This is a genomic window from Sphingomonas sp. Leaf10, from assembly GCF_001421245.1.
GTDB lineage: Bacteria > Pseudomonadota > Alphaproteobacteria > Sphingomonadales > Sphingomonadaceae > Sphingomonas.
Genome location: NZ_LMKE01000028.1, coordinates 30879 through 49762 on the forward strand (window position 1 = coordinate 30879; position 18884 = coordinate 49762).

The following is an 18884-nucleotide window of genomic DNA, read 5'->3' on the forward strand; positions in this document are numbered from 1 at the left end:
GCGTGACCTCCGCGAACGGCAGACGGCTCGCTTTTTGGTGGCGGGAAAAGAGGGCTGCTTCGCAGCGACCGCCCTGCCCTTCTCTGCGCCTCCGCGCCTCTGCGCGAAATCCGATCTTCGCGCCCTTCGCGCGAACCCTATTTCTTGAGCAGGTCCTTGAGGCCGCCAAGCGCCGACAGCGGCCCCGCCTCTTCCTCCTTCAGCACGCCTGCGGCGCGCAACGCTTCTTCGGCATGGGGGCTGCGTGGGTAGGGATCGAGCGCGAGCGCGAGCGTTTCGGCGGCGGCTTCGCCGAGGTCGATCGATGACCCGGCATAGAACATCGTGTCCATGGCGTCGTCGTCGAGTTCGAGTTCGCCGCTCTCCACGCTGCCTTCGGGCAAAAAGCGCAGCGTGAAGGATTCGTCGACCGACTCGGGCACCGGTTCGCCGCTGGCGACGCAAGGCTGCGCGACCTCGGCCGTCAGCCGACCGGTGGCGACGATGCCGGCGGCATCGCGGCGCAGGCTGTAGTCCGCCTCGAGCGAATCGAGCGCGAGCAGGCCGAAGCGGCCCATCAGGCGGCGGCGTTCGTCGGCATCGGCGGCGATGTGCTGTTTCAATTCGCCCTCCCCGATCTGGTCGATGCGGACGGGGCGGTGGAATTCGGGGGTCATTCGGGCAGCTTTCCAGCAAGAAGATCGTCGACCGATACGGTATCGAGCGCGGCGCGCAGCCGGCGCAGATGTGCCGCGACGTAAACGAGCGCATGGGCATCGGGTTCGACGCCGCGATAGAGGTTGCGGACCAGCGCCGCTTCGAACGAACCGTCGACCAGCCCGTCACGATACGCGCCCAGTCGCCCGCCGAGCATCGCCATCATCCGCCCGATATGCTTGCCGACGACCATGTCGCCGAAACCGATCTGGCGCAGTTGCCCGTCCATGTCGTCGACGAAACATTCGGCGAGCGACGCGGCGGGCGCGGCCCCTGCCCCCTCGCCTTCCAGTCGCAGCATGACCATGGCGAGGATCGCGGCGATCATGTCGAACCGGCCGTCGAGCGTGTCGGGCACCTGGCCCTCCAGATACCAATGCGGTTGCCGCCCGCGCGCGACGACCGCGTCGTACAGGGTGGCGGCGACGCGTGGGGGCGGCGCGCGACGGAACAGGCGTGGCAGGCGCATGACTCTCCGGCAGACAAAGGCGCGCTTGTGGATAACGCGGGTCCGTCATATTGAACGCGTGGCCGCGCGATGCAATCGGGCGTGGCCCGGTCGCGCGTTCGCTGGACGGAGATTTTATGGTTCGCTTCCCCACCCGTGGCGCAGTGGCGCTGATGATCGCCTGTGCCGCGGCGGGCCTGGGAGGCTGCACGAAGCTGCGCAGCCATCAGGGCTATGTCATCGATCCCGATCTGGTCAACGCGGTGCAGCCGGGCGTCGATACCCGCCAGTCGGTGTTGCAGACGCTGGGCACCCCGACCTTCGTCGGGCAGTTTTCGGACCGCGAATGGTTCTATCTGTCGCGCGACAGCCGCAATCTGGCGTTCAACCGCCCGCGCGCCGTCGACCAGACGACGCTGAAGATCACCTTCGATCCATCGGGCAACGTGACCAAGATCGACCGGACCGGTATCGATCAGGTCGTCGGCATCAGCCCGTCGGACAAGAAGACGCCGACACTGGGCCGCGAATCGAACTTCTTCAGCGACCTGTTCGGCAATATCGGTACCGTTGGTGCGCCGGGTACGGGTGGACCGGGACCGGGCCAGCAATAAGGGTTGGGGAGGGGCCTCGCTCCTTCCTTAGCGTCATCCCCGCGTAGGCGGGGATCCATAACCGCTGCACCAGCGATCGATCCGCAACGTCGGCGCATATGGATTCCCGCCTGCGCGGGAATGACGTTCGCGAGAGCGTGCAATAACAGCGAACCGTCGAAAACGGTCTACCCAACCCTTTCAAAAAGCTGACAAGCGCATTCGCCGGTCGTTCAGCGCGACTCGGGCATCCCGTCGTCATCCACCGAGGACGGGAGAGAGTATATGCGTAAGATCATCCTCGCCATGCTGGCCGCGACGGTCGCCGTGCCGACCATGGCCGCACCTGCCGCCGCGCAATCGGCGCGCGAATTGCGGCGCGACCGGGCCGACTATCGGGACGCCCGGCAGGAGTATAACCGCGCGTTGCGGTATGGCAGCCGCCGCGACATTCGCGAGGAACGCCGCGACCTGAACCGGGCGCGGGCCGATTACCATCAGACGCTGCGCGAGCGGCAATGGCGGCGCGACGACTGGCGCGGCTATCGCAACGGCCATCGCGGGCAGTATGCGCGCGGCAACTGGAACGCGCCGTTCCGCTATCAAACATTTCGCCCCGGCGCGGCGGTCGGGCGTCCCTTTTATGGACAGCGTTACTGGGTGAACGAGCCGGGCCGGTATCGCCTGCCGCCGGCACGTGGGGCGCAGCGCTGGGTCCGCCATTATGACGACGTGCTGCTGGTCGATACCCGGCGCGGGCGGGTGATCGACGTCGTTCGCAATTTCTATTGGTAAAACAACGAGCTGGGATCAAACCAAGCCCGCGGTTCGGCCGCGCCGTCGGTACGCTCGGCGCGGCCGGTGCGCGGGGGCACCAGTCCCGAAAGGGGATTTAGGACCGGTTTTGCGAACGTCCGGGACTCGCAACGGTTCATTCGCAACGCACAAAAATCTTAACCATGGTGTTCATGCTTTCGGTTGAGACCGCTTGCCGCGCTGCCGGCTGTCCGAATAGCTTCGTATACGGGGCATGTTGGGGGCAATCATGGATGCGGCGGTCGCGTGGATCGACGGTATCGCGCGCGAAACTATGTTGTTCGCCGCTGTCGGATTCCTGATCGGCGGCCTCGACGATCTGGCGGTCGATGCCGCGTATCTGGTGCGGGCGATCCGCAGGCGGTGGCGCGGATCGACGGTGCCGGTGATGGCCGATTTTCCACTGGCGACCTGTACCGGGCGGATCGCCGTGCTGGTGCCGGCATGGGACGAGGCGGCGGTGATCGGTGCGATGATGCGCGCGACGCTTGGCCGGTTCGACCATCCCGACTGGCGGCTCTATGCCGGGGCCTATCCCAATGATGCGGCGACGATCGCGGCGATCGGAGCGGTGGCGGCGGAGGACGGGCGTGTCCGGATGGTGCTGACGCCACGACCCGGGCCGACGACCAAGGCCGACTGCCTCAACGCGCTCTGGCGCGCGGTACTGGCCGACGGCGCGGCGGAGGGCAGGGCGTTCACCGCGATCGTGCTGCATGATGCCGAGGATGTCGTGCATCCCGGCGAATTGCGGCTGTACGACCATATGCTGCGCCATGCCGATGCAGTGCAGATTCCGGTGTTGCCGCTGCCCGATCCGGCGTCGCGATGGGTATCGGGGCACTATATCGACGAATTCGCCGAATCGCATGGGAGGCAATTGCCGGTGCGCCATGCCTTGGGCGCTGGATTGCCGTTCGCCGGGGTCGGCTGCGCGATCTCGATCGCGATGCTGGCGCGGATCGCTGTGGCGCGCGGTGGGGTGCCGTTCGACGAAGCCAGCCTGACCGAGGATTACGAACTGGGCCTGACCGTCCGCGCGCTGGGCGGGCGCGGGGTGTTCGTCCATGCGCGCGAAACGCCGCAGGGGCCGCCGGTCGCGGTGCGCGCCTATTTCCCGGCGACGCTCGCCACCGCGATCCGGCAAAAGGCGCGCTGGATGACCGGAATAGCGCTGGCGGGATGGGACCGCACCGGCTGGCACCGCGGCTGGCGCGACCATTGGATGCGGATGCGCGACCGGCGCACGATCCTTGCCATTCCGGTACTCGCCATCGCCTATGTCGCGCTGCTTGCCTGGGGACTGGACGAGGCGGTGCATTGGTGGCGCGGTAGCGAGCCGGCGGCGATCGACGGTGACATGCTGTGGATGCTGTATGCCAATGTCGCGCTGTTCCTGTGGCGGATGGCGGTGCGCTTCGGAATGGTGCGGCGGGCCTATGGCCGGCGCGAGGCGCTGCGATCGATCCCGCGCGTGTTCGTCAGCAATTTCGTGGCGCTGTTCGCGGCGCGGCGGGCGGTGGTGCGCTATGCGGCGCTGCTGCGCGGACAACCGGTGCGCTGGGACAAGACCGCGCATCATTTCCCGACCGACCTGCCGGCATGAGCGCGCCGGGGCGGGGGCGGCCGGTGCGGTTTCTGGCGATCGTGACCGCCGGATGGGTCGGTATGCGCGTCGTGCTGCTGCTCCCCGACGCGGTGGAGGTCGTCACGCGGGGGGCAGCGGGACTGGTGGTGCCGAAGGTCGTAGCCGCGCCGAACGCAAATGGCCCGAAGCTGCCCTCGGTTTTTCCACAGGGTTTTCGACGGACTTATCCACAGGCGCGGATCGTGCGGTCCGTCATGGTGCCTACGGACCAAGTGGAACTGGCACTGGTTGCGCCGGTTGCGCCGGCGGTCGCACAACCGGTTGCCGCGGCTGTTGACGCGCCGGTCCTGCCGCGACCCGATCTGCCGCCGGGTCGTGCCCGGCCGGGGCTGAGCGGCAGCGCGTGGGTGGCGGTGCGTGGCGGGTCGGCGACGGGCGGTCCGGTGCAGCTGGGCGGCGGGCAGGCCGGGGTGCGGCTGCGGTTGCCGGTCAGCGCCAGCAACCGGGTCGCAGTGGTCGGTCGAGTTGCCGCGCCGCTGGCGGGGCAGGGGAGTGAGGCTGCGTTCGGTCTGGAATGGCGGCCGGGCGGGGGCGCGGTGGCGGTCGTCGCCGAACGACGGATCGCACTCGATCGCAGCGGCGACGGGACCGGGCTGGGCGTGATCGCCGGCCTCGATCGGGCGATAGGCGAGCGGATCGTTGTCGAGGGCTATGGGCAGGCCGGGGTCGTGCTGCGCGCGGGGACGCAGCCCTATGCCGATGGCGCGGCGCGGGCGCTGTACCGGGTCGGATCGGGGCAATTGCGCTTGGGCGTTGGCAGTTGGGGCGTGGCGCAGCGTGAGGGGGCGCGGGTCGATATCGGGCCATCGGCGGTCGCGGTACTGCCGATCGGCAAACAGGCGGTGCGACTGTCGCTCGACTGGCGGCAGCGGGTGGCGGGAAAGGCCGCCCCGGGATCGGGGCTGGCGCTGACGCTGGGCAGCGACTTTTAGGAGCGGCGGCTGGCCGTGGACCCGCGAACGCGGTAACCGGAGTGGCCATGGATCTCTACCTTCCCATCGCCAACCTGTCGGTCAATGCGCTGGTCATCATCCTGCTGGGCGGCGGGGTAGGGTTTTTGTCGGGGATGTTCGGGGTCGGCGGCGGGTTCCTGACCACGCCGCTGCTGATCTTCTACGGCATTCCGCCGACCGTCGCCGCCGCGTCGGCCGCCAGCCAGGTCACCGGGGCGAGCGTTTCGGGCGTGTTCGCGCACCTGCGCCGCGACGGTGTCGATTTCCGCATGGGTGGGGTGCTGGTCGCGGGCGGCGTGCTGGGGTCGATCGCCGGAGCGGGCATTTTCCGCCTGCTGCAAGCAAGCGGGCAAATCGATACCGTCATTGCCATCCTGTACGTCGTGATGCTCGGATCGATCGGTGGCCTGATGCTGAAGGAAGCGATCGGCGCGGTGCGGGTGTTGCGCGGCGCGATCCCGCCGCGCGGGGCCCGGCGGCGGCATCATCCTCTGGTCGCGGCGTTGCCCTTGCGCTGGCGGTTCTATGCGTCGGGGCTGTATATCTCGCCGTTCGCGCCACTCCTGCTGGGGTTCGCAACTGGTATCCTGACGGTGCTGCTGGGGGTGGGTGGCGGCTTTATCCTCGTGCCGGCGATGCTGTATCTGCTCGGCATGGGGACGCGGGTAGTGGTCGGCACCTCGCTGTTCCAGATCCTGTTCGTGACCGCCGCAGCGACGATGGTCCATGCGCTGACGACCAAGGCGGTCGATATCGTGCTGGCGGTGCTGTTGCTGATCGGATCGGTTACCGGCGCGCAGATCGGCGCGCGGTTCGCGCAACGGGCCAAGCCCGAATATCTGCGGCTGGCGCTGGCGATCATCGTGCTGGCGGTGGCGTTTCGCATGGCGCTTGGGCTGGGGTGGCGGCCCGATGAGATCTTTACGGTGCAGCCGGCGTGAAGCGGGCGCTGACCCTTGCGCTGCTCGCCCCGCTGACGATGGCGGCGGCGGCGCCGGTGCTGGTGCCCGACGTGTCGACCCGCGACGTGCGGATCGCGTACAGCTTTACCGGCGCGGAACTGCTGCTGTTCGGGGCGATCCTCTATCCCGGCGGGCGGGTGCCGCAGGGCGATACGCCTGCCGAAGTGGTCGTGGTGGTGAAGGGGCCGCCCGAGTCGATCATGGTGCGCGAAAAGGAAAAGGTTGCCGGTATCTGGGTCAACGCCGACCGCATGCGCTACCGCTCCGCCCCGTCCTTTTACGCGATCGCGTCGGCGCGGCCGATCGGGCGCATCGTCGATGAACGCACGCGCGCCATCTACGAACTGGGGCTCGGTAGCCTGCAACTATCCCCCAGCGCCGGTACGTCGGCGGAGGATCAGGCGCGCTTTGCCAAGGGGTTCGTCGACCTGCGCGAGCGAGCTGGGCTGTATGTCGAGGCACCAAACGCGGTCGAGATCACCGACGACGTGCTGTACCGCACCAACATCACCATTCCGGCGCGCGTACCGGTGGGAAAGTTCACGGCGGAGACGTTCCTGATCCGCGACGGGCGGGTGCTGGCGGCTGCAGTCCGCGAGATCGATATCCGCAAATCGGGGTTCGAACGGTTCGTGGCGATGGCGGCGGAACAGGCGTCGGTGCTGTACGGGCTGGCGGCGGTGTTGTTGTCGGTCGGGTTCGGCTGGGCGGCCGGGGCGTTGTGGCGGCGGTTTTAACGCGTCGATCCGTTGGCGGTTCTCGACGGACGCTTCTCGACTGCGCTCGAAGCTGCTCGAACGGAACGGGGTGGCGACGCTAGAACCCCTGGATCGCGTCCGGGTCCATCGCGCCGATCAGGCGCCGGGCGGCGCGGCGGGCGAAGGCGAGGGTGCAGCGCTTGCGGACATGGGCGGGCAGGGGGGTGGTCGATGCCTCGCGCAGGATGGTCGCTTCGTAGCGGTCGGCGACGATGATGCCTGTGCGATCGGGTAGGAATGCTTCGCCAGCCAGCGGACTTACGTCGAATCCGGCCGGGACCGCCCAGAAATAGCGGTCGCAATGGCCCAGATAGTCGGTCCATTTGCCGTCACCGAGCAGGTCGGCGCGCGATACCTTGATCTCAACGATAACGATCTGTCCGCGCGCATCGATCGCCATCAGGTCGGCACGGCGGCCGCCGTCCAAGGGTACTTCGGCCATCGCAGTCAGATCATGCGCGAGCAACATGCGGGTAACGCCACGCGCAACCTCGGCAGCGATCAGCGGATAGGTGTCGGGTGCGGGCGGCAGGGCGCCGAGGGCTAGGCTGGCCATCGGCAGATTATAGGAACATTATGCGAACGAGGGAAGCGCCTTCCGTCGTGGCTTCCGCCAAATCACCGATAGAAGATGTGGTTGCCGAGCGAGGCAACGCGGGTGTGACGCCATTTCGGGCTGACACGGCTGGCGTGAAAGAACAGCGCGCCCTCGGCGGGGCTGTCCCACAGCTCCTGCGTGGCGATGCGGGCGATGGCGACCGCGGTCTTCCATGCCGGACGGCTGGTATCGACGTCGGGCAAGCGGCCACCCTTTACGAACGAGAACTGGCCGCGCTGGGTCAGGACGCCGCAGACCGAGGCAGGAAACCGGCCCGAGGTGGTGCGGTTGAGGATGACGTCGGCGACGGCGAGCTGTCCGGCGAGTGGTTCACCCTTGGACTCATAATAGACGCCGATGGCGAGGCAGTTGAGTTCTTCGTCGTCGATCGTGGCGGTTTGCGCGGCGACGGCGGCGTCGAGCGTGGAGAAATCGGCGTCGGTGTCGGTAGCGATTGCGGGCTTGGCAATTTCCTGAACGATTTCAGCGCGAGCGGCGAATTGTACGGGAACCTTTGCCGCGGTCGGCAGGTTGGTAACGCGTCCGGGCGAGGCGGTTTCCTCGGCAGACAGAGGCGCGCCCAGTCCGGCGAAAAAGGTCATGGCGGCGAGAACCGCCATGGGGAAGCGCAGCGTCATCCGTCGTCACTGTCGTGCGGTGAACCGGTGCGCCAAACCCGTTCCACGTGGAACCTGCGCGCCTGCCCCCCGACTGCGCCACCGATCGAGACCCGGATCGATACAGCGCTGTTCTTCGTTGCAGAGCGGGTACGGCCCAAAAGGTTAACAGGTCAATTCGCCCACAGGGTTTCAGCGGCCAACGGTTCGACTGCTGCGACGATCGCCTCGATTACCCATAAATCGGGGTCGCGGGCGCGGCGCCCCTGCCAATAGTCGGTCAGCGCCGCTTCACCCACCATATCCGGTTTGCGCTGGACGATCCGCGACCGGCCATCAAGGTCGCGCTCGCGTTCGAACAGTCGCGCGGTGCCGTCGCGATCGATGGCGAGCAGCAGGACGATGCCGGAATCGCGGTCGCCCTTCGCCAATACCATCGCGCTGCCGCCGGCCTGTTCGACAGCGCGCGCAAAGGCGTTGACGCGCAGCGCCGTCGGCCAGTCGCTCATCCCTGGACGTAGCCAGGCAGGGTGGCGAGCGCGATGCGGCTTTTCATGAACGTGCCGGTGCCGCGTGCCGCTTCCTCACCCTCGGCGTCGATCAGATGCGCGTCGGCAATGAAGACACGGCGCTTGCCACTGACCCATCGTCCCTCGGCAATGACCCGACCGGGACCGAGCGGGCGTTGGAGCAAGAGGTTGAACGCGGTGGTCAGCAGGAAACGATCGGTGACGAGGCTGTTTGCCGCGTAGAAGGCGGCATCGTCGAGCATCTTGAAATAGGTCGTGCCGTGCGCCGCGCCGGCGGCGTGGAAATGGCGTTCGTCGATGGTGAAATGGATGCGTGCCACACCGGCCTCGACGATTTCCAGCCGGGAATCGAACAGGCGGTTGATCGGCGCGGCGGCATAGAGTGCCTCCAACGCCCGGAAATGCGCCGCTTCGCCGGCGGGCGTCTCAGGCAGCGTCACGCGCCTCGACACCCGACAACAGCGCGTAGAGCGCATCAGCCGAACCAGCCCCACGCAATTTGGCGCGAAACGCCGCGTCCCGCAGCGCGCGGGAGATGCGGGCGAGCGCCTTCAAATGATCGCCCCCGGCATCGGCGGGGGAGAACAGCGCAAAGACCAGGTCGACCGGCAATTCGTCGACCGCACCCAAATCGATCGGGCGGGCCAGGCGGACGAACACGCCCCGCACCGCGCCCGGTCGATCGAGCCGGGCATGGGGAATGGCGATGCCGCCACCGAACGCCGTCGTGCCCAGCTTCTCGCGATCAGCCATGCGATCGGCGAGCAGCTTCGCATCGACCCCCGTCACCGGTTCGGCGACGGAGGCGATGTGGGTGAACAACGCCTTGCGGGTGCCGGCGGAGTTATCCGCCAGCACCGTTTCGGGTGTCAAAAGATCGTGGAAGTCGTACAAGTCAGGCTGCGCGATTGGGCTCGACCCAGCCGATCGTGCCGTCGTGACGGCGATAGACCATGTTGAACGATCCGGTACCGCTATTCTTGAACAGCAGCGCGTTGGTGTTGCGCAGATCGAGCATCATCACCGCATCCGACACGCTGGCATCGGGCACGTCGACGCGGGTTTCGGCGATGATGAGGGGGGCATCCGGAACCTCCTCTTCTTCCTGCTCGCCACCGTTGAAGACGGTGTAACCGGCATTGTCGAAGCCGTTATCGTATCCTCCGGCTTCGTTCATCGCCACGACCTGCGCCGCGTTGCGATCCTTCAGGCGGCGGGTGTAGCGACGCAGCTGCTTTTCGATCTTGTCGGCGGCACCGACGAACGCGCCCTGTGCCTCCTGTCCGCTGTTATGCCCCTTCAGCACCAATCCCTGGGTGACGTGACAGACGATGTCGCAGACGAAGCCGTTATCGTGCGGTCCCTTGCTGAAGGTCGCGGTCGCCGAAATCGCGCGCTGGAAATATTTGTCGGCGATGCCCTGGAGACGCTCCTGGACCATCTCCTTCAGTGCGTCCCCAGTGTCGACCTGGTGCCCCGAAACCCGGATGTCCATGTAATCCTCCGTCATTGTGAAATCATGTGAGCCGCTGAAAGCGGGTAGCGTCAACGCCTCACGTTGGCGACTGGCCCCAAAGCGGATCCTTCAAAGTCGCGACGAAGGCGGCGTGGACCGCCAGTTCGTCGGCGCTGGGCGCGAAATGGCGCGGCGGCCGCGCCCGCGAAGGGGCGATGGTCTCGACCGTTTCCACCATGATGGCGGGCGAGGCGTCGAGACCGAAGCCGATCTGACGACCGCCCATCAGCTCGACATAGACCTGCGCCAGCAATTGCGCGTCGAGCAGCGCGCCGTGCAGCACACGGCGGCTGCGGTCGATGCCGAAGCGGACGCACAGCGCGTCGAGCGTATGCTTGGCGCCGGGATGCCGGCTGCGCGCCATCGCCAGCGTATCGACCATGCGGGTGAGGCAGATCGGATCGCGTCCGCACGCACCCAGTTCGCCGTTCAGAAAGCCGAAGTCGAACGTCGCATTGTGCGCGATCAGCTTGCTATCGCCGATGAACGCCAGCAGATCGTCGATCGCGGTGTGGAAGGCGGGCTTGTCGGAAAGGAAGGCGTCGGACAAGCCATGCACCGCCTCCGCCTCCTTCGGCATCGAACGGCCGGGGTTGAAATAGGCATGATAGACATTGCCCGTCTCGACCCGGTTGATCAGTTCGACACAGCCGATCTCGACCAGCCGGTCCCCTTCCGAAAATTTGAAGCCGGTGGTTTCGGTATCGAACACGATCTCGCGCATTGAGACCTTATCCGCCTTCGCCGCCCCCCATGCAAGCGACGAGCGCGGCGACCTGCGCCCTGGTCGCGGCGAGTGTGGTGTCGGTGTGGATAAGATGCGTCGCGCGCTGTCGTTTTTCGCAGTCGGGCAGTTGCGAGGCTAGAATCGCGGCAAAGGCCGACTCGGTCATGGTTGGGCGGGCAAGGACGCGGGCGCGCTGAACCTCCGGGGCGGCGGTGACGACGGCGACGGAGTCGCAACGCGCATCGCCGCCGGTTTCGAACAGCAACGGCACATCGAGAACGACCAGCGGCGCGTCGGCATGGTCGTCGAGGAAGCGCTGTCGTGCAGCGGCGACGGCGGGATGGACGATCGATTCGAGCTGGCGGCGTGCCATGTGATCGTTGAAGATCCGTTCGCGTAACGTCGGGCGATCAAGTCCGGCCGGACCGGTGGTCCCGGGGAAGGCGGCTTCGATCGCCGGAAGCAACGCGCCGCCCGGTCCTTCCAAGGCGTGGACGGTCGCATCGGCATCGAACACCGGCACGCCGAGATCGCGGAACATGGCCGCCACGGTCGACTTGCCCATGCCGATCGAGCCGGTCAGGCCGAGGATGTGAGTCATTCTACTCGGTCCAATCGACATTCGAGGACGGTTCTATCTCTCCCCTCCCTGACAAGGGAGGGGTCGGGGGTGGGTCGGCCTGCGAGGGAACGGCAGCACCCGCCCCAAGCCGACCCACCCCCAGCCCCTCCCTTATCGGGGAGGGAGCAGTTCGCCGACGTTTAGATCGGCTTTAGCAACCCAGCTGTCCCCCTACGCAGGCGGAGGTCCAGGGTTGCCAAGAGCAACCGCCCGTTTTGCGCGGCTCTGGACCCCCGCCTGCGAGGGTACGCTGTGGCTGGGGCGAATGGCGCTCATGCCAGCAATCGTTCGCGCAGTTCGTCGTCGCGGTCGCGGGGCGGGGCCGCGCCGAAGAACAGTTCGAACGCCAGCGCCGCCTGACCCACCAGCATTTCGAGGCCGTCGACGGTATCCAGCCCGCGGTCATGCGCCTGCGCCAGCAGCGGCGTTTCGATCGGGGCATAGACTGCGTCATACACCACCGCATCCTGCGGCAATGGCGTCAGATCGATGTCGAGCGGCGGCTGACCGGTCATGCCGAGCGTGCTGGCGTTCACCAGCAGCTTGGCCGACGGCAGCGGCGCGGTCAGCGGCAGGGCATCGCCCTTCAACCCGAAGGTAGCGAGCAACGCCGCAGCTTTCAGCGGATTGCGGTTGAGGATCGTCACCCGGCCAACGCCGAGTTTCGATAGCCCGAACAGGATTGCGCGGGCCGCACCACCGGCGCCGATCACCACGACCGGCTGCTTCGTCAGGTCCAGGCCGGCAATCGGCGCATGAAACCCGGCGGCGTCGGTATTGGTGCCGATCCACGCGCCGCCTTCGCCACGGAACACGGTGTTGATCGCACCGATCGATCCGCGCACGTCGCCCGGATCGGCGACATGATCGAGTGCAGCCAGCTTGTGCGGGACAGTGACGTTGCAGCCGCGCCAGTGCGGATCTGTACGGCGCGCCGCGAAATAGTCCCCCAGCGCCTCGGGTTTCACGTGGAACCTTCTATACTCGGCATCGATGCCGAGCTGGTCGAGCCAGAAGCCGTGGATCAGCGGCGATTTGGACTGGGCGATCGGATCGCCGATCACTTCGGCATAGGGCTTCATGCGGGTAACATTCCCCGTTGGCGCAGATAGCGCGCTATTTCGAGCAAGGGCATGCCGAGGATCGTCCAGTGATCGCCGTCGATATGGTCGAACAACTGCACCCCCGGCCCCTCGATCCGGAAACAGCCGACGCAACCGGCAATGGCGGGCCATTCGGCATCGAGATAGGTTTCGATGAATGCGTCGGAGAGCGGGCGGACGGTCAGCTTGGCATGGCCGATATGGCGCCAGACCGGACGGCCCCCCTCGACGAATACCGCCGCACTGAACAGATCATGGCGACCACCCGACAGGGCGCGGAGATGCGCCGCGGCGTCGACGCGATCGACCGGCTTGTCGAGGACGGTGCCGTCGGCCAGTGCGACGACGGAGTCACCACCCAGCACCATCGCCCCGCCGACACGGGTGGCGGCACGCATCGCCTTCATCTCGGCCAGCGCATCGGCAAGGTCGCGGGGCTTTAGATTTTCACCGGCAAGCGCTGCCTTGGCCGCTTCTTCATCCAGACCGCTCGGGATCGCATCATGCGGGATGCCAGCAGCGTCGAGCATCGCTCGGCGGGTAGCGCTCATCGAGGCGAGGACGAAGCTCATGCGCGCGGCTCCATACGGCGTTCGTTGCACAGGGTGATGATCGCCGCCGCCGTTTCCTCGATCGAGCGGCGGGTGACGTCGATCACCGGCCAGCCATTGTCGGCGAACATGCGGCGGGCAAAGGACAGTTCGCGCACCACCGCATCCTGTTCGACATAATCGGTGTCGGGCATCTGGTTCAGTGATAGCAGCCGGTTGCGCCGGATCGCGATCAGCCGGTCGGCGCTGGTCGTCAGCCCGACGACCAGCGGGCTGTTCAGCCGGAACAGGATCGGCGGCGGCGGGCTTTCCACGACGATCGGGATGTTCGCGGTCTTGTACCCACGATTGGCAAGATAGATCGACGTCGGCGTTTTCGAGGAACGCGACACGCCGGCGAGGACGATATCGGCCTCTTCCCAATCCTCCGACGCGATGCCGTCGTCATGGGCGATGGTCCATTGGATCGCATCGACACGCGCGAAATAGGCGGCGTCGAGGCTGTGCTGCCGCCCCGGTCGGGCCTTTGCCTCTTGCCCCAACAGGCTCGACAGCGCGTTGCTCACCGCGTCCATCGGCGCGACGATCGGCAAACCGAGTGTGGCGCAGCGCGCCTCCAGCATCCGCCGGATGGCCGGGTTCACCAGTGTGTAGAGCACCAGCCCCGGATTGACCGCGATCTCGGTCAGGATGCGTTCGAGATGTGCTTCGGAGCGCACCATCGGCCAGAAATGGCGCATCGTATCGACATCGTCGAACTGGGCCAGTGCCGCCTTGGCGATATTCTCCAGCGTCTCACCGGTGGAGTCGGACAGGAGGTGAAGGTGCAGCCGCATCGGGGGCCTTTCTGCACAAGGCTGTGGATAAGTCGGGGGCAGGGGCTAGCGTAACTCGCCCCCGCCGCCAAGCTGTGGAAAAGCGCGATATCGATCCCGACTTATCCACAATCCCGACACAGGCAGCGATTCCGCCCATAGGCTGTGGATAACGGGGATGGCGCCGGGTGAATCGGCGGACTTGGGCGGCTTTCGCGGCGTCAATCTGTTGGCATTTCGGGTAATCCACCATAAGCCCCGTTACCCACCGCCCAACCACTTCCAACAATCCTATTAGATTCTACTTATTAGTAGAGGAGCGACGACGCTGACCGGTTCTCCCTCTCCGAAACCGCTTCTCCGGGTGCTGGCCGGCGAGAAGCTGTCCGTGCCGCCGATGTGGCTCATGCGACAGGCGGGGCGCTACCTGCCCGAATATCGCGCGCTACGGGCCGAGAAGGGGGGCTTCCTTGATCTCGTGAACGATCCGGCTGCTGCGACCGAAGTGACGTTGCAACCGTTGCGCCGCTTCGCGTTCGACGGGGCGATCCTGTTCAGCGACATCCTTATGGTGCCGAACGCGCTGGGGCAGAAGCTGTGGTTCGAGGTGGGGGAGGGGCCGCGACTGGCACCCGAACTGCGGACGCGGGCGGCAATCGATGCGCTGGTACCCGATGCGACGATCCTCGACCCGGTATATGCGACGGTGCGCGGTGTCGCAGCGGCGTTGCCGGAAGCGACGACGTTTCTCGGCTTCGCAGGATCGCCGTGGACGGTCGCCACCTACATGATCGCGGGCAAGGGCAGCCGCGAGCAGGCCGAGGCCCGGCGGATGGCCTATGGTGATCCGGCGGCGGTCCAGGCGCTGGTCGACCGGATCGTCGCGATGACGGTCGACTATCTTGTCGGTCAGGTCGAAGCCGGGGTCGAGGCGGTACAGTTGTTCGACAGCTGGTCCGGCAGCCTGGCCCCCACCGAGTTCGAACGCTGGGTGATCGCACCGACGGTAGCGATCGTCGAAGGGTTGCGGGCGCGCGTACAGGTGCCGATCATCGGCTTTCCCAAGGGGGCCGGCGGCAAGCTCGCCGCCTATGCGCGTGAAACCGGAGTCGACGCGATCGGGCTGGACGAAACGGTCGATCCGGTCTGGGCCGACCGCGCACTGCCGACAGGCTTGCCGGTGCAGGGCAATCTCGACCCGCTGCTGCTGATTGCCGGTGGCGAGGCATTGGACGCCGGGGTCGACCGGGTGCTCGCCGCCCTCACCGATCGCCCGCATGTCTTCAACCTCGGCCATGGCATCCAGCAGGACACGCCGATCGCGCATGTCGAGCGACTGGTGGCGCGGGTGCGGCGCACGTGAGCGGGTTTCTGGGCGGCGCTTATCTGTGGGTGAAGGCGGCGCACATCATCTTTGTCATCTTCTGGATGGCGGGGCTGTTCATGCTGCCGCGCTATCTGGTGCATCATCAGGAGGGGTTGAGCGATCCCGCCGAGCCGCCGCGCTGGATCCGGCGTGAGGCGTTGCTCAAGCGGATGATCCTGACCCCGGCGATGGTGATCGTGTGGGTGCTGGGGCTGTTGCTGGCCGCCAATGTCGGGCTGTTCGATGGTGGTGCCGGGCTGGGCTGGCTTCACGCCAAGCTGTTGGTGGTGGTGTTGCTGAGCGGCTATCACGGCTGGGCGGTCGGCTATGCGAAGAAGTTGGCGGCGGGGCGGCCGACGCTGACGCCGAAGCAGTTGCGGCTGGCGAACGAGGTGCCCGCGCTGGCGGCGATCGCGGCGGTGGTGCTGGCGGTGGTGAAGCCGTTCTAAGCAGCGACGCTTGACTTGAGGCAAGGTGCGACCTAGGTCGATCAGCAGTGGCGCTCGGTCCTCGGTGCGCCCGTCCCAGCCGCTTGTGTCCGCCTTTTCTGCCGACCTTGCCTCTACCTCGCTGATCTGGACCACCCCCCGATGCATCTCAAAGATTTAAAGAAACACGCGCCCGCCGACCTGGTCTCGATGGCCGAGGAACTGGGCGTCGAAGGCGCGTCGACGATGCGCAAGCAAGACCTGATGTTCGCGATCCTGAAGGCGCGCGCCGAAAATGGCGAGCAGATCATGGGGGTCGGCACGATCGAGGTTCTGCAGGACGGCTTCGGCTTCCTGCGCAGCCCGGAGGCCAATTACCTGGCCGGCCCGGACGATATCTATGTATCGCCGAACCAGGTCCGCAAGCATGGCCTGCGCACCGGCGATACTGTCGAGGGCGAGGTTCGCGCGCCCAAGGATGGCGAGCGCTATTTCGCGCTGAGCAAGCTGGTCTCTGTCAATTTCGACGATCCCGATGCGGTCCGCCACCGGGTCAATTTCGACAATCTGACGCCGCTCTATCCCGAACAGAAGCTGACGCTCGACCAGCTCGACCCGACGGTCAAGGACAAGTCGGCGCGGGTAATCGATATCGTCAGTCCGCAGGGCAAGGGCCAGCGCACGCTGATCGTAGCACCACCGCGCGTCGGCAAGACCGTCATGTTGCAGAACATGGCGAAGGCGATCACCGACAATCATCCCGAAGTGTTCCTGATCGTCCTGCTGATCGACGAACGCCCGGAAGAAGTCACCGACATGCAGCGCAGCGTGAAGGGCGAGGTCGTGTCCTCGACCTTCGATGAACCCGCGCAGCGTCACGTCCAGGTCGCCGAGATGGTGATCGAAAAGGCCAAGCGGCTGGTCGAGCACAAGAAAGACGTAGTGATCCTGCTCGATTCGATCACGCGTCTCGGCCGAGCCTACAATACGGTCGTGCCGTCGTCGGGCAAGGTGCTGACCGGCGGTGTCGACGCCAATGCGCTCCAGCGGCCGAAGCGCTTCTTCGGTGCGGCGCGTAACATCGAGGAAGGCGGGTCGCTGTCGATCATCGCCACCGCGTTGATCGATACCGGCAGCCGAATGGACGAAGTCATTTTCGAAGAGTTCAAGGGCACCGGCAACTCGGAAATCGTCCTCGACCGCAAGGTGGCGGACAAGCGCATCTTCCCGGCGCTGGATGTCGGCAAGTCGGGCACCCGCAAGGAAGAGCTGTTGGTCGACAAGACCAAGCTGTCGAAGATGTGGGTCCTGCGCCGCATCCTGATGCAGATGGGCACCATCGACGCGATGGAGTTCCTGCTCGACAAGATGAAGAATTCGAAGACCAACGAGGATTTCTTCGACAGCATGAACCAGTGATCGAATGCGGCAGGCGGCGTGCCGCTGCCTGACTCGTATCGATCCGGCCGGCGGGGCACCGCCCCGACCGACGACGCGGGCTTCGCCCGCGTCCGCCCCAGACCCAACGCCCGCTTCTCCATCCGGAAAGGCGGGCGTTGTCGCATTCCGCGATAATTCCCCCTATCATATGTCATCACTCCCATCGGGAAGGGCTCCCATGAAAATCCACGTCGAAGTCGATTGCACCCCGGAGGAAGCGCGCCGTGCGATGGGCTTGCCCGACTTCACGCCGGTCCATGAACGCTATGTCGCGATGCTGACCGATACGATGGAAAAGGGCGTCAGTCCCGAACTGCTCAACCAGTTGATGCAGAGCTGGGCGCCAATGGGCGAAGCGGGCATGACCTTCTGGCGCAAGATGTTCGAGACGACGGGCCGTGGCGGCTGACACGATCTTTGCGGTATCGAGCGGGCGTCCGCCTGCGGCGATCGCCGTGCTGCGTATGTCGGGGCCGGGTGCCGTCGCCGCCGCTACCCGATTGGCCGGCGGCCTGCCGCCGCCCCGACGGGCGGGCGTCCGCATGTTGTGCGACCCGGTCGACCGACAATTGCTCGACCGTGCGTTGGTGTTGGTGTTTCCGGGACCGGCGACCGCGACCGGAGAGGATCTGGTCGAGCTGCATCTCCATGGCGGGCGGGCGGTGGTTGCCGCAGTCGAGCGGACGCTCGGGGCGATGGATGGGCTGCGCTCCGCCGAACCCGGCGAGTTCACGCGGCGGGCACTGGCGAACGGGCGGATCGACCTGACCGAGGCCGAGGGGCTGGGCGACCTGTTGTCGGCCGAGACCGATGCGCAGCGCCGCATGGCATTGGCGAATAGCGACGGACGGTTGCGGCGGACCGTCGCCGAATGGACCGCCATCGCCACGCGGCTGTCGGCGATGGTCGAAGCAGTGCTCGACCACGCCGACGAAGACGATGTCGACGCCGGTGACGAGGTGTTGATGAGCGTCCGGCGCGATGCCGGTGCCTTGGCCGATGCGATCGAGACGGTGCTCGCGATACCGCCGGTCGAGCGGTTGCGTGATGGCATCCGGGTGGTGTTGGCCGGACCACCCAATGCCGGAAAGTCGACCCTGCTCAACGCGCTGGTCGGTCGCGAGGCGGCGATCGTTTCGCCGGTGGCCGGCACGACGCGCGACGTGATCGAGATACCCGTTACCCGCAATGGCATCGCCTGGCTGTTTCTCGACACCGCCGGACTTCGCGAACACACCAGCGATGCGATCGAGCGGATCGGGATCGATCGCGCGACGAGATCAATGGCCACGGCTGATATCGTATTGTGGCTGGGCGATGACCCGGCACCGGTCGAGGCGATTGCGCTGCACGCACGCTGCGACGTCCGTGACGGGAGCGTCCCTGCGGATCGGATCGCGGTATCGGCGACGACCGGTGCGGGTCTCGACACGTTGTGGCGGACGCTGGAGGAACAAGCCGGGACGTTGTTGCCGAGGATCGATGACCTGGCGCTCAACCGGCGGCAAGCCGGGCATTCCCGTATCGCGGCCGCAACTTTACGTCGTGCTGCCGACCAACAGGATCCACTGTTGCTCGCCGAAGAACTGCGCTATGGCGTTCAGGCATTCGCGGCACTGACCGGGATGCGTGCGACCGAGGCGGTTCTCGATGATCTGTTCGGTCGCTTCTGTATCGGCAAATGATGTTCCACGTGG

The 18884-nt window shown here is 66.3% G+C and carries 24 protein-coding genes; 11 read left to right on the plus strand and 13 right to left on the minus strand.

The annotated features are described in order from the left end of the window. Positions 1 to 137: 137 nt before the first annotated feature. Complete coding sequence (locus tag ASE59_RS14440; RefSeq protein WP_056457673.1) at positions 138 to 656, minus strand: YceD family protein; 519 nt, start codon at positions 654 to 656, stop codon at positions 138 to 140. After that, positions 653 to 1165, minus strand: a complete 513-nt coding sequence (locus tag ASE59_RS14445) for a ubiquinol-cytochrome C chaperone family protein (RefSeq protein ID WP_056457676.1) — start codon at positions 1163 to 1165, stop codon at positions 653 to 655. Before ASE59_RS14445 ends, ASE59_RS14440 begins: the two co-directional genes overlap by 4 nt. A gap of 116 nt (positions 1166 to 1281) precedes the next feature. On the opposite strand from ASE59_RS14445, the gene ASE59_RS14450 reads away from it, so the two are divergent. The 6 genes from ASE59_RS14450 to ASE59_RS14475 all read left to right on the plus strand — a co-directional run bounded on the left by ASE59_RS14450 (position 1282) and on the right by ASE59_RS14475 (position 6853). Continuing rightward, on the plus strand, positions 1282 to 1758 hold the full coding sequence (locus ASE59_RS14450) for an outer membrane protein assembly factor BamE (protein WP_056457815.1): 477 nt from the start codon (positions 1282 to 1284) through the stop codon (positions 1756 to 1758). Positions 1759 to 2022: 264 nt separating this feature from the next. Further along, positions 2023 to 2532 carry an RcnB family protein gene (locus ASE59_RS14455; protein WP_056457679.1) on the plus strand — a complete coding sequence of 170 codons (510 nt, stop codon included), beginning with the start codon at positions 2023 to 2025 and terminating at the stop codon, positions 2530 to 2532. A gap of 235 nt (positions 2533 to 2767) precedes the next feature. After that, positions 2768 to 4159, plus strand: a complete 1392-nt coding sequence (locus ASE59_RS14460) for a glycosyl transferase family protein (RefSeq protein ID WP_056457682.1) — start codon at positions 2768 to 2770, stop codon at positions 4157 to 4159. Continuing rightward, positions 4156 to 5133 (plus strand): hypothetical protein, encoded by a 978-nt coding sequence (locus ASE59_RS14465; protein WP_056457685.1) that lies wholly within the window; start codon positions 4156 to 4158, stop codon positions 5131 to 5133. Before ASE59_RS14460 ends, ASE59_RS14465 begins: the two co-directional genes overlap by 4 nt. 47 nt (positions 5134 to 5180) lie before the next feature. Continuing rightward, complete coding sequence (locus tag ASE59_RS14470) at positions 5181 to 6095, plus strand: sulfite exporter TauE/SafE family protein (RefSeq protein ID WP_056457688.1); 915 nt, start codon at positions 5181 to 5183, stop codon at positions 6093 to 6095. Positions 6096 to 6133: 38 nt separating this feature from the next. Beyond that, positions 6134 to 6853, plus strand: a complete 720-nt coding sequence (locus ASE59_RS14475) for a TIGR02186 family protein (protein ID WP_156360098.1) — start codon at positions 6134 to 6136, stop codon at positions 6851 to 6853. Between the two features lie 79 nt (positions 6854 to 6932). On the opposite strand, the gene ASE59_RS14480 is transcribed toward ASE59_RS14475, so the two are convergent. The 11 genes from ASE59_RS14480 to ASE59_RS14530 form a co-directional block, all read right to left on the minus strand. After that, positions 6933 to 7430 (minus strand): MmcB family DNA repair protein, encoded by a 498-nt coding sequence (locus tag ASE59_RS14480; RefSeq protein ID WP_056457693.1) that lies wholly within the window; start codon positions 7428 to 7430, stop codon positions 6933 to 6935. Positions 7431 to 7492: 62 nt separating this feature from the next. Then, positions 7493 to 8110 (minus strand): cell wall hydrolase, encoded by a 618-nt coding sequence (locus ASE59_RS14485; RefSeq protein WP_082458479.1) that lies wholly within the window; start codon positions 8108 to 8110, stop codon positions 7493 to 7495. Positions 8111 to 8262: 152 nt separating this feature from the next. Continuing rightward, positions 8263 to 8598, minus strand: coding sequence for a DUF1491 family protein (locus ASE59_RS14490; RefSeq protein ID WP_056457699.1), 336 nt, complete (start codon positions 8596 to 8598; stop codon positions 8263 to 8265). Then, a complete protein-coding gene (locus ASE59_RS14495; RefSeq protein ID WP_082458480.1) occupies positions 8595 to 9095 on the minus strand; it encodes a PaaI family thioesterase in 501 nt (166 codons plus the stop codon). Before ASE59_RS14495 ends, ASE59_RS14490 begins: the two co-directional genes overlap by 4 nt. Continuing rightward, positions 9046 to 9513, minus strand: a complete 468-nt coding sequence (locus ASE59_RS14500) for a PTS sugar transporter subunit IIA (RefSeq protein ID WP_056457705.1) — start codon at positions 9511 to 9513, stop codon at positions 9046 to 9048. Before ASE59_RS14500 ends, ASE59_RS14495 begins: the two co-directional genes overlap by 50 nt. Before the next feature lies 1 nt (position 9514). Then, positions 9515 to 10114, minus strand: coding sequence for a ribosome hibernation-promoting factor, HPF/YfiA family (gene hpf / locus ASE59_RS14505; protein ID WP_056457709.1), 600 nt, complete (start codon positions 10112 to 10114; stop codon positions 9515 to 9517). 58 nt (positions 10115 to 10172) lie between these two features. Next, positions 10173 to 10859, minus strand: coding sequence for a DNA polymerase III subunit epsilon (gene dnaQ, locus ASE59_RS14510; protein WP_056457712.1), 687 nt, complete (start codon positions 10857 to 10859; stop codon positions 10173 to 10175). A gap of 7 nt (positions 10860 to 10866) precedes the next feature. Then, positions 10867 to 11463, minus strand: coding sequence for a dephospho-CoA kinase (coaE, locus tag ASE59_RS14515; protein WP_056457715.1), 597 nt, complete (start codon positions 11461 to 11463; stop codon positions 10867 to 10869). 293 nt (positions 11464 to 11756) lie between these two features. Beyond that, a complete protein-coding gene (locus ASE59_RS14520) occupies positions 11757 to 12566 on the minus strand; it encodes a shikimate dehydrogenase family protein (RefSeq protein WP_056457718.1) in 810 nt (269 codons plus the stop codon). Continuing rightward, positions 12563 to 13159 carry a Maf family protein gene (locus ASE59_RS14525; RefSeq protein ID WP_082458481.1) on the minus strand — a complete coding sequence of 199 codons (597 nt, stop codon included), beginning with the start codon at positions 13157 to 13159 and terminating at the stop codon, positions 12563 to 12565. The genes ASE59_RS14520 and ASE59_RS14525 overlap by 4 nt, the downstream gene beginning before the upstream one ends. After that, entirely contained in the window at positions 13156 to 13974 is an 819-nt protein-coding gene (locus ASE59_RS14530) for a pyruvate, water dikinase regulatory protein (protein ID WP_056457721.1), read from the minus strand. The genes ASE59_RS14525 and ASE59_RS14530 overlap by 4 nt, the downstream gene beginning before the upstream one ends. Before the next feature lie 307 nt (positions 13975 to 14281). Here ASE59_RS14530 and hemE point away from each other — a divergent pair, with 307 nt between their 5' ends. The 5 genes from hemE to mnmE all read left to right on the plus strand — a co-directional run bounded on the left by hemE (position 14282) and on the right by mnmE (position 18872). Beyond that, positions 14282 to 15316, plus strand: a complete 1035-nt coding sequence (gene hemE, locus ASE59_RS14535) for a uroporphyrinogen decarboxylase (protein WP_056457725.1) — start codon at positions 14282 to 14284, stop codon at positions 15314 to 15316. Next, on the plus strand, positions 15313 to 15768 hold the full coding sequence (locus ASE59_RS14540) for a CopD family protein (RefSeq protein WP_056457727.1): 456 nt from the start codon (positions 15313 to 15315) through the stop codon (positions 15766 to 15768). The genes hemE and ASE59_RS14540 overlap by 4 nt, the downstream gene beginning before the upstream one ends. A gap of 141 nt (positions 15769 to 15909) precedes the next feature. After that, positions 15910 to 17166: a transcription termination factor Rho gene (gene rho, locus ASE59_RS14545; RefSeq protein WP_056457730.1), complete on the plus strand. Its 1257-nt coding sequence runs from the start codon at positions 15910 to 15912 to the stop codon at positions 17164 to 17166. A 199-nt stretch (positions 17167 to 17365) separates the two neighbouring features. Beyond that, complete coding sequence (locus ASE59_RS14550; protein WP_056457732.1) at positions 17366 to 17596, plus strand: DUF6489 family protein; 231 nt, start codon at positions 17366 to 17368, stop codon at positions 17594 to 17596. Then, positions 17586 to 18872, plus strand: a complete 1287-nt coding sequence (gene mnmE / locus ASE59_RS14555; RefSeq protein WP_056457734.1) for a tRNA uridine-5-carboxymethylaminomethyl(34) synthesis GTPase MnmE — start codon at positions 17586 to 17588, stop codon at positions 18870 to 18872. Before ASE59_RS14550 ends, mnmE begins: the two co-directional genes overlap by 11 nt. Positions 18873 to 18884: the final 12 nt, after the last annotated feature.